Source organism: Kitasatospora phosalacinea (assembly GCF_030268885.1).
Lineage (GTDB): Bacteria > Actinomycetota > Actinomycetes > Streptomycetales > Streptomycetaceae > Kitasatospora > Kitasatospora phosalacinea_C.
In genome coordinates, this window is record NZ_BSSA01000001.1 from 796402 (window position 1) to 811045 (window position 14644).

General features: G+C 71.2%; 10 protein-coding genes. 8 read left to right on the forward strand and 2 right to left on the reverse strand.

From position 1 onward, the window contains the following. Positions 1-120: 120 nt before the first annotated feature. The 3 genes from adhP (at position 121) to QSK52_RS03500 (ending at position 6754) form a co-directional block, all read left to right on the forward strand. Positions 121-1134, forward strand: coding sequence for an alcohol dehydrogenase AdhP (gene adhP / locus QSK52_RS03490; RefSeq protein ID WP_285733357.1), 1014 nt, complete (start codon positions 121-123; stop codon positions 1132-1134). Between the two features lie 102 nt (positions 1135-1236). Next, on the forward strand, positions 1237-2250 hold the full coding sequence (locus QSK52_RS03495; protein ID WP_285733359.1) for a LacI family DNA-binding transcriptional regulator: 1014 nt from the start codon (positions 1237-1239) through the stop codon (positions 2248-2250). 202 nt (positions 2251-2452) lie between these two features. Beyond that, a complete protein-coding gene (locus QSK52_RS03500) occupies positions 2453-6754 on the forward strand; it encodes a discoidin domain-containing protein (RefSeq protein ID WP_285733360.1) in 4302 nt (1433 codons plus the stop codon). Positions 6755-6822: 68 nt separating this feature from the next. Here QSK52_RS03500 and QSK52_RS03505 read toward each other — a convergent pair whose 3' ends face one another. After that, positions 6823-7830 (reverse strand): LacI family DNA-binding transcriptional regulator, encoded by a 1008-nt coding sequence (locus QSK52_RS03505; RefSeq protein WP_285733362.1) that lies wholly within the window; start codon positions 7828-7830, stop codon positions 6823-6825. A 237-nt stretch (positions 7831-8067) separates the two neighbouring features. On the opposite strand from QSK52_RS03505, the gene QSK52_RS03510 reads away from it, so the two are divergent. The 4 genes from QSK52_RS03510 to QSK52_RS03525 all read left to right on the forward strand — a co-directional run bounded on the left by QSK52_RS03510 (position 8068) and on the right by QSK52_RS03525 (position 13056). Beyond that, positions 8068-9492 carry an ABC transporter substrate-binding protein gene (locus tag QSK52_RS03510; RefSeq protein ID WP_285733364.1) on the forward strand — a complete coding sequence of 475 codons (1425 nt, stop codon included), beginning with the start codon at positions 8068-8070 and terminating at the stop codon, positions 9490-9492. 74 nt (positions 9493-9566) lie between these two features. Further along, positions 9567-10511, forward strand: a complete 945-nt coding sequence (locus QSK52_RS03515; RefSeq protein ID WP_285733365.1) for a carbohydrate ABC transporter permease — start codon at positions 9567-9569, stop codon at positions 10509-10511. Positions 10512-10513: 2 nt separating this feature from the next. Beyond that, the gene (locus tag QSK52_RS03520; RefSeq protein ID WP_285733367.1) at positions 10514-11401 is read left to right on the forward strand and encodes a carbohydrate ABC transporter permease; all 888 of its coding nucleotides are present in this window, start codon (positions 10514-10516) and stop codon (positions 11399-11401) included. A 53-nt stretch (positions 11402-11454) separates the two neighbouring features. Then, entirely contained in the window at positions 11455-13056 is a 1602-nt protein-coding gene (locus tag QSK52_RS03525) for a glycoside hydrolase family 13 protein (RefSeq protein WP_285733369.1), read from the forward strand. A 74-nt stretch (positions 13057-13130) separates the two neighbouring features. Here QSK52_RS03525 and QSK52_RS03530 read toward each other — a convergent pair whose 3' ends face one another. Next, a complete protein-coding gene (locus tag QSK52_RS03530; RefSeq protein WP_285733371.1) occupies positions 13131-14243 on the reverse strand; it encodes a hypothetical protein in 1113 nt (370 codons plus the stop codon). 147 nt (positions 14244-14390) lie between these two features. Here QSK52_RS03530 and QSK52_RS03535 point away from each other — a divergent pair. Continuing rightward, the coding region (locus tag QSK52_RS03535) for a homocysteine S-methyltransferase family protein (RefSeq protein WP_285733373.1) at positions 14391-14644 on the forward strand (254 nt) is incomplete at its 3' end.

Here is a 14644-nt window from a genome sequence, read left to right on the forward strand (position 1 = left end):
TCAAACCGGCCCCGGCTCCGCGGCGGCGCGTCCGTTCGCGGTTCGGCCCGGGAACCCGCAGGCTGTTCGGGGGGTTCGCCCCTTTTGTCACCGTCGCTCAGCCTGCGAGGAGAGAAGGACATGAAGGCAGCCGTCGTCCGGGACTTCACCGAGCCGCTGGAGATCGAGGAGCGCGAGGTGCCGACCCCGGGGCCGCACCAGGTGCTGGTGCGGATCGAGTGCTCGGGCCTGTGCCACACCGACATCCACGCCGCGCACGGGGACTGGCCGGTCAAGCCGTCCCCGCCCTTCGTGCCCGGCCACGAGGGCGTCGGGATCGTCGAGGCGGCCGGTGCGGACGTCCGGCACGTGCAGGTCGGCGAGCGGGTGGCGATCCCGTGGCTGGCCGACGCCTGCGGCCGGTGCGACTACTGCGTGACCGGCTGGGAGACGCTGTGCCCGAGCCAGCACAACTCCGGCTACTCGGTGGACGGCGCGTACGCGCAGTACGCGCTGGCGCACGGCGACTACGTCGTCCCGGTGCCGGACGGGGTGGACCCGATGGACGCCGCCCCGCTGTCCTGCGCGGGCGTCACCACGTACAAGGCGGTGAAGCTCTCCGGCGCCCGGCCCGGCACCCGGGTGCTGGTCTCCGGCATCGGCGGCCTCGGCCACCTGGCGCTGCAGTACGCGCGGATCTCCGGCGCCGAGACGGTCGCCGTCGACGTCACCGACGAGAAGCTGGCGCTGGCGAAGGAACTGGGCGCCGACCACGTGGTCGACGCCCGCACCCAGGACGTCGCGCACGAGGTGCAGAAGCTCGGCGGCGCGGACGCGGCGGTCTCGCTGGCGGTCTCCAACGCCTCGTTCCGGGCCGCCTACGACTCGCTGCGCCGCGGCGGCACCCTCGTCCTGGTCGCCCTGCCCGCCGAGGGCGAGCTGACCCTGCCGGTGTTCGACACGGTGCTGAACGGGACGAAGGTGATCGGCTCGATCGTCGGCACCCGGCAGGACCTGGCGGAGGTGTTCCGGCTGCACCGGCTGGGCCGGACGAGGGTGATCCGGGAGACCCGCAGGCTGGAGGAGGTCAACGACTGCTTCGCGGAGGTGCTCGCGGGCAAGGTCTCGGCCCGGTTGGTGTTCGACCTGCGCTGACCCCGCACGGCGGGGACGCGGGCGGAGGACGGGACCGAACGGTCCCGTCCTCTTCTGCAAATCAACGCAAGCGGCTTGCGTTTTCTGTCGTACACTCGGCCCATGACACGACGACTCGCCGAGGTGGCGAAGAAGGTCGGAGTCAGCGAGGCGACCGTCAGCCGGGTGCTGAACGAGAAGCCCGGTGTCTCCGAAGCGACCAGGGCGGCCGTGCTCACCGCCCTCGACGTGCTCGGCTACGAGCGGCCCACCCAGCTGCGGGGGGAGCGCGCCCGGCTGATCGGGCTGGTCCTGCCCGAGCTGGGCAACCCGATCTTCCCGGCGTTCGCCGAGGCGGTGGGCGGCGCGCTGGCCGGCCAGGGCTTCACTCCCGTGCTGTGCACCCAGACCGCGGGCGGGGTCTCCGAGGCCGACTACGTCGACCTGCTGCTGGAGCAGCACGTCTCCGGCGTGGTCTTCTTCGGCGGCCTGTACGCCCAGGGCGACGCCCCGCACGACCACTACCAGCGCCTCGCCGAGCGCAGCCTGCCGACGGTGCTGCTGAACGCGGCGATCGAGGACCTGGACTTCCCCCGGGTGTCCTGCGACGACGCGGTGGCGGTCGAGCAGGCCTTCGGCCACCTGCGGCAGCTCGGGCACACGAAGATCGGCCTGGTGCTGGGCCCGCTGGACCACATGCCCTCGCAGCGCAAGCTGGCCGCGGCCCGCGCGGTGGTCGCCAAGCTGGGCCTGGAACTGCCGGACGCGCACGTGGAACGGGCGCTGTTCAGCCTGGAGGGCGGCCAGGCGGCCACCACCCGGCTGCTGCGCCAGGGCGTCACCGGCGTGGTCTGCGCGAGCGACCCGCTGGCGCTGGGCGCGGTGCGCGCGGTGCGCCGGGCCGGGCTCGCGGTGCCGGACGACGTGTCGGTGGTCGGGTACGACGACTCCTCGTTCATGATGTGCACCGACCCGCCGCTGACCACGGTCCGGCAGCCGATCGAGGCGATGGGCCGCGCGGTGGTGGACCTGCTGGTCGGCGAGATCGCCGGGGTCCGGGTCACCCACGACGAGCTGCTGTTCGAGCCCGAGCTGGTGGTGCGCGGCTCGACCGCGCCGGCCCGGGAGCGGAGCTGACCGGCAGCCGGTAGCGGGCCCCTGACGGGGCGCCACGACGAGACCGCCGAGCGGGCGGGCACTTCGGTGCCCGCCCGCTTTTCGTATGCGCACGCTCGGACCGATCCGTTGACATGCTCGTAGCCCCGCTGTAACTCTTGGCTGCCATCACGCAAAAGATGGACAGAAGATTGTCATCTTCTCGACCTTGTGAAGGGACGTCATGAGATCGAAGCGCATAACCGCGCGGCTGACGGCGTCGTCGGCCACGCTGGGAATGCTCCTGCTCGCCGGGCCGCTGCTCCCGGCGGCGCAGGCGGCCGGAGGGCCGAACCTGGCGCTCGGCAAGACCGTCACCGCCTCCAGCACCAACGGCAGCTACACGGCCGGCAACGTCAACGACGGCAACCAGGACAGCTACTGGGAGTCCAACGGCCTCGCCTCCGCGCAGTGGGTCCAGGTCGACCTGGGCTCGGCCGCCGCCATCGACACGGTGGTGCTGAAGGTCCCCTCCTCCTGGGGCGCCCGGACCGAGACGCTCAGCGTGCTCGGCTCCACCGACGGCACCACCTTCTCCACCATCACCTCCTCGGCGAACTACACCTTCGACCCGGCCTCCGGCGACAGGGCGACGATCTCCTTCGGGGCCACCACCGCCCGCTACGTGCGGGTCAGCATCACCGCCAACACCGGCTGGCAGGCCGCCCAGGTCTCCGAACTGGAGGTCTACGGCGCCGCCTCGGCCCCGGCCAACCTGTTGGCCGGACGCCCCTTCACCGCCAGCGGCTACTCGCAGACCTACGTGGCGGGCAACGTCGGCGACGGCAACCAGGCCACCTACTGGGAGAGCACCAACAACGCCTTCCCGCAGTGGGTCCAGGGCGACCTGGGCTCGGCCGTCCCGGTCAACAAGCTGGTGCTGAAGCTGCCGACCGGCTGGGAGAAGCGCACCGAGACGCTCAAGGTCCAGGGCTCCACCGACGGCAGCAACTTCACCGACCTGGCCGCCTCCGCCGACTACGTCTTCGACCCGGCGTCCGGCAACGCGGTGACCGTCAACCTGGCGACCACCACCACCCGCTACCTGCGGCTGACCTTCACCGGCAACACCGCCTGGCCGGCCGGCCAGCTCTCCGAGTTCGAGGCGTACGGCCCGACCTCCGGCGACACCCAGGCCCCCACCGCCCCGGCCAACCTGGCCTACACCTCGCCCGCCTCCGGGCAGGTGAAGCTGACCTGGGGCGCCTCCAGCGACAACGTGGGCGTCACCGGGTACGACGTGTACGCCAACGGCGCACTGCTGACCTCGGTGTCGGGCAGCACCCTGACGTACACCGACAGCCGCTCCGACAGCCAGACGGTGTCGTACTACGTGAAGGCCAGGGACGCGGCGGGCAACCAGTCCGCGGCCTCCAACACCGTCACCCGCACCGGCCAGTCCGGCGACACCCAGGCGCCCAGCGCCCCGGCCAACCTGGCCTACACCTCGCCCGCCTCCGGGCAGGTGAAGCTGACCTGGGGCGCCTCCAGCGACAACGTGGGCGTCACCGGGTACGACGTGTACGCCAACGGCGCGCTGCGCGGCAGCGTCTCCGGCAGCACCCTGACGTACACCGACAGCCAGCCGGACACCGCGACCGTCTCGTACTACGTGAAGGCCAAGGACGCGGCGGGCAACACCTCCGCGGCCTCCAACACCGTGGTGCGCACCGGCAGCGGCGGCGGGACGGGCACCAACCTGGCGGCGGGCAAGCCGATCTCGGCCTCCTCGTCGACCTTCACCTTCGTGGCGACCAACGCCAACGACAACGACACCTCCACCTACTGGGAAGCCGCCGCGGGCAGCTACCCGAACACCCTCGCGGTGAAGCTGGGGGCGAACGCCACCACCAGCGCGGTGGTGGTCAAGCTGAACCCGGCCTCGGCCTGGGGCCCCCGCACCCAGACCATCGAGGTGGACGGCCGCGAGCAGAACGCGAGCGGCTTCAGCACGATCGTCCCGGCGCAGAGCTACGCCTTCGACCCGGCGAGCGGCAACACCGTCACCATCCCGGTCTCCGCGACCGTCGCCGACGTGCAGCTGAAGTTCACCGCCAACTCCGGCTCCAGCGGCGGCCAGGCCGCCGAATTCCAGGTGATCGGCGTCCCGGCCCCCAACCCGGACCTGACCGTCACCTCGGTGAGCAGCAACCCGGCCGCCCCGGTGGAGACCGACACCCCGACCCTCTCGGCCGTGGTGAAGAACGCCGGCACCAACCCCTCCGGTGCCACCTCGGTCAACTTCTACCTCGGCGCGACCAAAGTCGGCTCGGCCGCCGTCGGCGCCCTCGCGGCCGGTGCCTCCACCACCGTGACCGCGCAGATCCCGGCGCAGAACGCGGGCAGCTACCAGCTGACCGCGAAGGTCGACGAGGACAACAAGGTCGTCGAGCAGGACGAGACCAACAACTCGTTCACCGCCGCGAGCGCGCTCACCGTCAACCAGGTCGCCTCCTCCGACCTGGTCGCCGCCCCGTCGACCTGGTCGCCCTCCAACCCCGCCGACGGCAGCGCGGTGAACTTCACCGTCGCGGTCAAGAACCAGGGCACGGTCGCCAGCGCCTCCGGCAGCCACGGCATCACCGTGACGATCGCGGACGCCACCAGCGGCACCGTGCTGAAGACCCTGACCGGCGCGTACAGCGGCACGCTCGCCCCCGGCGCCACCGGCGGCCCCGTCTCGCTGGGCAGCTGGACCGCCGCCAACGGCCGTTACACGGTCAGGACGGTCATCGCGAACGACGGCAACGAGCTGCCGGTCAAGCAGGCCAACAACACCAGCACCCAGTCGCTGTACGTCGGCCGCGGTGCCAACATGCCCTTCGACACCTACGAGGCCGAGGACGGCGCGCTCGGCGGCGGCGCCCAGGTGATCGGCCCCAACCGCACCATCGGCGACCTGGCCGGCGAGGCGTCCGGCCGCAAGGCGGTCACGCTCAACTCGACCGGCTCCTCGGTGGAGTTCACCACCAAGGCGGCCACCAACACCCTGGTCACCCGGTTCTCCATCCCGGACGCGGCGGGCGGCGACGGCACCAACGCCACCCTGAACGTCTACGTGGACGGCAGCTTCCTCAAGTCGATCGACCTGACCTCCAAGTACGCCTGGCTGTACGGCTCGGAGACCAGCCCCGGCAACACCCCGAGCGCGGGCAGCCCGCGGCACGTCTACGACGAGGCCAACGTCCTGCTGGGCACCACCGTCCCGGCCGGGCACAGGATCAAGCTGCAGAAGGACGCGGCGAACACCTCGCAGTACGCGATCGACTTCGTCAGCCTGGAGCAGGCCACCCAGATCCCGAACCCGGACCCGGCCAAGTACGCCGTCCCGGCCGGTTTCTCGCACCAGGACGTGCAGAACGCCCTGGACAAGGTCCGGATGGACACCACCGGCACCCTGGTCGGCGTCTACCTCCCGGCGGGCGACTACCAGACCGCGAGCAAGTTCCAGGTCTACGGCAAGCCGGTGAAGGTGGTCGGCGCGGGCCCGTGGTTCACCCGCTTCTACGCCCCCACCAGCCAGTCCAACACCGACGTCGGCTTCCGGGCCGAGTCCACCGCCAACGGCTCGACCTTCAGCGGGTTCGCCTACTTCGGCAACTACACCTCGCGGATCGACGGCCCCGGCAAGGTGTTCGACTTCGCCAACGTCGCGAACATCACGATCGACAACATCTGGACCGAGCACATGGTCTGCATGTACTGGGGCGCCAACACGGACTTCATGACGATCACCAACTCGCGGATCCGGGACACCTTCGCCGACGGCATCAACATGACCAACGGCTCGACCGACAACCTGGTCTCCAACAACGAGGCCCGGGCCACCGGTGACGACTCCTTCGCGCTGTTCTCCGCGATCGACGCGGGCGGCGCGGACGAGAAGAACAACGTGTTCCAGAACCTCACCTCGGTCCTGACCTGGCGCGCGGCGGGCGTCGCGGTGTACGGCGGCTACGCCAACACCTTCCGCAACATCTACATCGCGGACACCCTCTGCTACTCGGGCGTCACCATCTCCTCGCTGGACTTCGGCTACCCGATGAACGGCTTCGGGGCCTCGCCCACCACCGACCTGCAGAACATCTCGATCGTGCGGGCGGGCGGCCACTTCTGGAACGGGCAGACCTTCCCCGGCATCTGGGTCTTCTCCGCCTCCAAGGTGTTCCAGGGCATCCGGGTGAGCGACGTGGACATCGTCGACCCGACCTACAGCGGCATCATGTTCCAGACCAACTACTCGGGTGGCCAGCCGCAGAACCCGATCACCGACACCGTCTTCACCAACGTGTCGATCAGCGGGGCGCAGAGGAGCGGTGACGCCTTCGACGCCAAGTCCGGGTTCGGCATCTGGGCCAACGAGATGCCGGAGGCGGGCCAGGGCCCGGCGGTCGGCAGCGTCACCTTCAACCACCTGACGCTCAGCAACAACTACAAGGACATCCAGAACACCACCTCGACCCTGAAGATCACCGTCAACCCGTAGCACCCCGTACGCGGAGAGGGCGGGCGCCCGTGGCGCCCGCCCTCTCCGTCGTGCCCGCCCGCCCGGGCTCAGCGCCGCGGGGCCGGGCCGGTGGACGCCCGGACGACCAGCTCCGGCTCGAACAGCAGCTCGCCGGGCGCGGTCGGGGCGCCGTCGATCCGGCCGACCAGCAGCGAGACCGCGGCCCGGCCGATCGCCTCGATCGGCTGGCGGACGGTGGTCAGCGGGGGCCGGGTGCAGTTGATGAAGGGGGAGTCGTCGAAGCCGATCACCGACAGGCCGCGGGGGACGTCCAGCCCGGCCCGCCGGGCGGCCCGGACGACCCCCAGGGCGAGCGGGTCGCTGGCGCAGATCACCCCGGTCACGCCGGTCTCCAGCAGGCGCCCGGCGGCCGCCTGGCCGCCCTCCAGGCCGAACATGGTGTGCGCCACCCAGCCGGGGTGCGGCTCGCGGCCGCGCAGGGCGTACTGCTCGGCGAAGGAGGCCAGCTTGCGGCGGGACGGGACGTGGTCCTCGGGCCCGACCAGCAGACCGATCCGCTCGTGCCCCAGCGCGGCCAGGTGGGCGAAGGCCTGGGCGACCGCGGCCGCGTCGTCGGTGGAGACCTGCGGGAAGCCCAGCTCCTCCACCGAGGCGTTCAGCAGCACCACCGGGACGCCGCGCTCGCGCAGCTGCGCGAAGTGCTCGTGCGAGGCGTCCGCCTGGGCGCAGTGCCCGCCCGCGAAGACCACCCCGGAGACCTGCTGGTCGAGCAGCACGCCGACGTGGCTGGCCTCGCCGAGGCCCGCGGTGCGGGTGCACAGCAGCGGGGTGAAGCCGCCCTGCGCGAGCGCGCCGCCGACCACCTCCGCCAGCGCCGGGAAGATCGGGTTCTGCAGCTCGGGCAGCACCAGGCCGATCAGCCGGGCGCGTTCGCCGCGCAGCCGGCTCGGCCGCTCGTAGCCCAGCACGTCCAGGGCGGTGAGGACGGCGATCCGGGTGGCGGTGCCGACGCCCGGTCTGCCGTTCAGGACCCGGCTGACCGTGGCCTCACTGACGCCGACGTGCTTCGCGACCACGGAGAGCTTGCTCTTCATGCGCAAAAGTAGAACAGAATCAAGTAAGAACCGGCAAGGATGCCTGCAAGTCGGCCGAGGCCACTCTTAACCGCACGGGGCCAGGCTTAACGGCGACGAGCGGCCGTCGATGCACAGTCGTAACTTTTCACTTTCTCGTCAACCTCTTGCGTGGCGTGGTTCAAGGACCTACGTTCCTCACACGTCGGCTTTCGCCCGGCCTCACCCGAAACCTCTCCCACCCATGGGGTACGCATGATGCTGAACAGATCGAGCCGGATGGCCGCCCTCGCTCTCGCCGCGGGCCTGCTGCTGAGCACCGCCGCGTGCAGCAGCGACTCCTCCGGCAACAGCAACGACGCCGCGGCCGGCGTCGCGGACGGCAAGCCGCTCGACCCGAACGCGACCGTCACCATCTCCATCGACTGCGCCCCGGGTGCGGACCAGGCGGCGGGCAAGGCCAACTACGCCGACGACCTGGCGCTCTTCAAGACCAAGTACCCGAACGTCACCATCAACGCGAAGCCGTACGTCGGCCAGTGCGAGGTCCCGGCCCAGCAGACCGCCCAGTACAAGGCGCACGACGAGACCGGCGCGTTCCACGCCTACTTCACCGACCGCGACGCCACGCTGAACTCCGGCGACGCCCAGGACATCACCAAGTACGTCAACGACGAGACGCTGCCCGGCTTCTCCTCGATGCTGCCGTCCGTCAAGGACAACATGACGGTGGACGGCAAGGTCTACGCGCTGCCGATCAACTACTACACCACCGGCCTGATCTACAACCGCGAGCTGTTCAAGCAGGCCGGCCTCGACCCCGACAAGCCGCCGACCACCTGGGACGAGCTGCAGGCCGCCGCCAAGAAGATCTCCGCCCTGGGCAACGGCATCACCGGCTACCAGGACTACTCCGGCGGCAACACCGGCGGCTGGCACTTCACCTCCGAGCTCTACAGCCTCGGCGGCAAGATGGTCACCGACGACGGCAAGAAGGCCGCCTTCAACTCGCCCGAGGGCAAGCAGGTCCTCAAGCGCCTGCACGACATGCGCTTCACCGACCAGAGCATCAGCGCCACCCCGATCACCCAGTGGGCCGACGCCTTCCCGCCGCTGGCCACCGGCAAGGTCGGCATGTTCCTCGGCGCCCCCGACGTCATCAAGCACCTGATCGAGGTCCTCGGCGCCGACGCCAAGGCGTACGGCCTCGGCCCGATGCCGGGCGCCACCGGCCCGGGCAACAGCCTCGGCGGCGGCGACCTGTACTACATCAAGAAGGGCCAGACCCCGAACCAGATCAAGGCCGAGATCGCCTGGATCAACTTCCAGTACCAGACCCCGGACGCCGGCCAGTTCAACTTCGCCCGCGCCAAGACCCTGGCGGGCAGCAGCAAGGACCCGGTCGCGATCGCCGTCCCGCAGCCGTACTTCTGGTCCGCCGAGTCGCCGCAGATCAAGGCCATCACCGAGTCGCTGAAGACCAACGGCAACCTGCCGCTGTCCAACTACGACCCGTACGTCAAGAACCCCACCAAGTCGATCACCGAGCCGCCGGCCGCCCAGCAGCTCTACAAGATCCTCGACACCGCGATGTCGGCCGCCCTCACCGACCCCAACGCGAACCTCGACAGCGTCCTCGCCACCGCCGAGTCCCAGGCCAACCAGATCCTGGCCAACCAGTGACCGGTGCCGCCGGCCGGACCGCCCCTCCCCGCGGTCCGGCCGGCGGCCGGTCCACCGACGAGGAGTCACCACCCATGACCACCACGCTGACCCGCGGGCGGCCCGGAGCCGACACGGTCCGCACCCGCACCCCGCGCCGGGGCGGGCACCTGCGCCGCGCCCTCGCCCGGAACCTCCGCGCCCACGCCTTCCTGATCGGCGCCCTGCTCTGCTTCGCGCTGTTCACCTGGTACCCGATGGTCCGTGAGATCGTCATGTCGTTCCAGAAGGTCCGCTACGGCGAGACCCACTGGGTCGGGTTCGACAACTTCCGGCAGATCTTCGCCGACCCCGAGTTCTGGCCCGCCTGGCGCAACACCCTCGAGTTCACCGGCATCGCCCTGTTCTTCGGCTTCGTGGCGCCGTTCCTCACCGCCCTCGTGATCAACGAGTTCCGGCACGCCCAGAGCTACCTGCGGATCCTGGTCTACCTGCCCGTGATGCTGCCCCCGGTCGCGGGTATCCTGCTGTTCAAGTACTTCATGGACCCGGGCTACGGCCTGTTCAACCAGATCCTGGACTTCCTGCACCTGCCCACCTCGTCCTGGCTGGCCTCGCAGGACACCGCGATGTTCTCCCTGGTCATCGTCTCCACCTGGGCCAACATGGGCAGCGCCACCCTGGTCTACCTGGCCGCCCTGCAGAGCATCCCCGGCGAGCTGTACGAGGCCGCCGAACTCGACGGCGCCGGCCTGCTGCGCCGCGTCTGGCACGTCACCGTGCCGCAGACCCGCCTGATCCTCTCCCTGATGCTGATGCTGCAGGTGGTCGCCACCATGCAGATGTTCACCGAGTCCTTCGTCCTCACCGGCGGCGGACCGCAGGGATCGACCACCACCGTGGTCTACATGCTCTACAACTACGCGTTCAACTTCGACAAGTTCAACACCGCGGCCGCACTGGGCGTCGTCCTGCTGCTGGTGCTCGGCGCCTTCTCCGCCCTCTACCTGTGGCTGGAGCGCCGGGGCGGGGAGGAGTGACGATGAGCAAGCCCGTCCACAGCGGCACCCGCACCCTGATCTCGCCGGTCCGGCTCAACCAGCCCGGCGGCCGCCGGACCTACCGGATCGTCCTGGTCCTGACCCTGGCCGTCGCCACCCTGGTCTTCATCGGCCCGCTCTACTGGATGGCCACCGGCGGCTTCAAGTCCTCCCAGGAACTGGTCCGCACCCCGCCCACGCTCGTCCCCGAACACCCCAGCACGCACGCCTTCACCGAGGCCTGGGACCGGCTCGGCATGGGCCAACTGCTGCTGAACACCGTCGTGTACGCGGGCGGCGCCCTGCTGCTGCAGCTGGTCTTCTGCGTCGCCGCCGCGTACTCGCTCTCCAAGCTGCGGCCGATCCTCGGCAACGTGATCCTCGGCATGATGCTGGCCTCGATGATGATCCCGGCCGCCGCCCTGGTGATCCCGCAGTACCTGACGGTGCTCGACCTGCCGCTGATCCACGTGAACCTGATGAACACCCCGTGGGTGATCTGGCTGCCCACCGTGGCCAACGCGTTCAACGTCTTCCTGCTCAAGCGCTTCTTCGACTCGATCCCGAACGAGCTGCTCGACGCGGCCTCCATCGACGGGGCGGGCCCGCTGCGCACGCTCTGGTCGGTGATCCTGCCGCTGTCGCGGCCGATCCTCGGCGTGGTGTCGATCTTCGGTCTGGTCGCGGTCTGGAAGGACTTCCTGTGGCCGCTGATCACCGTGCCCGAGCACGAGACGCTCAACGTCGGCGTCAACACCGCGGCCACCTCGATGCCGCAGAACACCCTGATCGCGGGCCTGTTCCTGGCCTCCGTCCCGACCATCGCCCTGTTCCTGGTCTTCCAGCGCAACATCATGGCCGGCCTCACCGCGGGCAGCCTCAAGGGCTGAGGCCCGCACCGGCGAGCCCCAGGTCCAACAACTTCTGAAAGGAAACCCTGACCGTGTCAGAGCAGTGGTGGCGGAACGCGGCGATCTACCAGGTGTACCCGCGCAGTTTCGCCGACGGCAACGGCGACGGCATCGGGGACCTCGCCGGAGTGCGGGCGAAGCTGCCGTACCTCGCCGAACTCGGCGTGGACGCCATCTGGTTCAACCCCTGGTACCCCTCCCCGATGGCCGACGGCGGCTACGACGTCGCCGACTACCGGGACGTCGACCCGGTGTTCGGCACCCTCCAGGACGCCGAGAAGCTGATCGCCGAAGCGGGCGAGCACGGCATCCGCACCATCGTGGACGTCGTCCCCAACCACGTGTCCGACCAGCACCCGTGGTTCCGGGCCGCCCTGGCGGCCGCCCCCGGCAGCCCCGAGCGGGAACTGTTCCACTTCCGCGAGGGCCGCGGCGAGCACGGCGAACTGCCGCCCAACAACTGGAGGTCCGAGTTCGGCGGCTGCCCCTGGACCCGGATCGAGGACGGCCAGTGGTACCTCCACCTGTTCGCCGCCGCCCAGCCCGACCTGAACTGGGACCACCCGCGGGTCCGCCGCGAGCACGAGGAGATCCTGCGGTTCTGGTTCGACCGCGGCGCGGCCGGCGTCCGGATCGACTCGGCCGGCCTGCTCGCCAAGGACGCCGCCCTGCCCGACCTCGTCCCCGGCGCCGATCCGCACCCCTACCTCGACCGCGACGACCTGCACGACATCTACCGCTCCTGGCGGGCCATCGCCGACTCCTACCCCGACCCGCGCGTCCTGATCGGCGAGATCTGGGTGCCCGACACCGAGCGCTTCGCCCGCTACCTGCGCCCGGACGAGATGCACACCGCGTTCAACTTCGACTTCCTGGCCCGCCCCTGGGACGCCCGGCAGCTGCGCGAGTCCGTCGACGCCACCCTCGCCGCGCACGCCCCCGTCGGCGCCCCCGCCACCTGGGTGCTCTGCAACCACGACGTCACCCGCACCGTCACCCGCTACGGCCGCGCCGACACCCGCTTCGCCTTCGACGCCAAGGCCTTCGGCACGCCCACCGACCTCGCCCTCGGCCTGCGCCGGGCCCGGGCCGCCGCCCTGCTGACCCTGGCCCTGCCCGGCTCCCTCTACCTCTACCAGGGCGAGGAACTCGGCCTGCCCGAGGTCGAGGACCTGCCGCTGGACCGGCTGCAGGACCCGATGCACTTCCGCTCCGGCGGCACCGACCCCGGCCGCGACGGCTGCCGGGTCCCGCTGCCCTGGACCGGCCTGGAGCCGCCCTTCGGCTTCTCCCCGGACGGCGCGAAGGAACCCTGGCTCCCGCAGCCCGCCGACTGGGCGCAGCTCACCGTCGCCGCCCAGAGCGGCGACCCGGACTCCATGCTGGAGCTCTACCGCCGGGCGCTGCGCATCCGCCGCACCGAACTCGCCACCGCCCCGGCCGACCTGACCTGGCTGCCCACCGCCCCGCACGCCCTGCTCTTCACCCGCGGCACGGCCGGCTTCGCCTGCGCCGTCAACCTCGGCACCGAACCGCTCGACCTGCCCGCCCACGACACCCTGCTGCTCACCAGCGGGCCGCTGGCCGACGGCCAACTGCCCCCCGACACGGCCGCCTGGGTCCGCCTGTCCTGACACCGGACGGACCCCGGCCGCCCGGGGCCGCACCGCCCGCCCCCCGGGGGGGAGGGCGGTGCAGCCCCTCCCGCTCAGTTGCACCAGCCGTCCCGGTACGCCGCCCAGTGGTCCGGCGTTGCCGCGAAGTCCACGTACAGCGCGAGCCCGAAGTTCTGCCGCCCGCCCGGGCCCAGGCCCAGCCGGGCGCCGCGGACCGCCGCGCGGACGGTCTCGGCGTCGCCGCGGTGCGAGGGCGTGTCCGCCCAGTAGGCGGGCAGGCCCATCAGCAGGTCGACCCCCGGCGGGGTGTTGGCCAGGGCCAGCGAGGTCTGCCGGGCCACGTAGCCGCCGTACAGCGACTCCACCGGCATCGAGGTGTCGTACGACATCACCGCGACCTGGTCGACCCGCCGGGCCGCCGCCGCGAAGTACTCGGCGGACCAGTACTTGCCGTGGTTGCTGAGCGCGAAGGTGACCCGGCCCAGCCCCGGGACGGGATCGATCTGCGGGGCGGCGACGGACAGCGGCACCGAACGGGCCGCGGTCAGCGCGTGCACCTGGTCGAGCAGGGCCAGGAACCCGGGGGAGCCGGAGTGCACCGGCTCCAGGTCGAAGTGGACGCCGTCGAAGCCCAGGTCCAGGACCTGCCGCGCGGAGGCGGTGAGCCGGTCCCGGACGTCGGGGCGGTCCAGGTGCAGGCCCTCCTTCTCGGGCGCCACCACGTCCCCCAGCCAGGACTGGATCCGCACCCCCGGCAGCGCCGCGTGCGCCCGGGCCAGGAAGTCCGCGGCCCCGGGGGCCAGCGCCGGGTCGAGCGAGCCGTCGTGCTCCAGCGGCCCGGTGTGCACGTACAGGTCGTGGATGCCGGTGCTGCGCACCTTGGCGGCCAGCGCGGTCAGCTCCGCGGGCGTGCGCCGCCCGTCGACCCAGGCGTGGCCCAGCCAGAGCGCGTCCTTGCCGCGGGTGCGGGCGTCCGCCGCCGGGACGCCCGCGTACTCCCAGCGCAGCGCCGCGGCGGCCCCCAGCACCGGCAGGACCAGCAGGAGCAGGACGGTGCCGAGCGCGGTGAGGACGCGCCGCCGCCGGCTCCAGCGGGTCCGTCCGCGCCAACGGCGCCCCGCCCGGGCGGCCAGTGTCCGCCATTCGGACGCGCGCAGGGCGCGTCGCAGGCGCTTCGACCCGCTCTGTTCCCCCGAAGTGGGCATGATCGTTGCTCCCTTCCGGTGGACAAGGACGCCCACGATGTGGAAAGGGTTCCGACCGCACCCCCTCGGACCGATACCCTGGCGGGGTGCACCCCCGGTCCAGGCGGGGCGCATAGCCGACAGCCGTCGCACTCAGGGAGCAGCCACATGGCCACCGTTGTACCCACGTCCGCCCAGCAGGCCCGCGCCGACGCCCTGCGCGAGGCCCTCGCCACCCGAGTCGTGGTCGCCGACGGGGCGATGGGCACGATGCTCCAGGCGCAGGAGCCGACGTTGGAGGACTTCCAGCAGCTGGAGGGCTGCAACGAGGTCCTGAACGTCACCCGCCCCGACATCGTGCGCTCGGTGCACGAGGCGTACTTCGCGGTCGGCGTGGACTGCGTGGAGACCAACACCTTCGG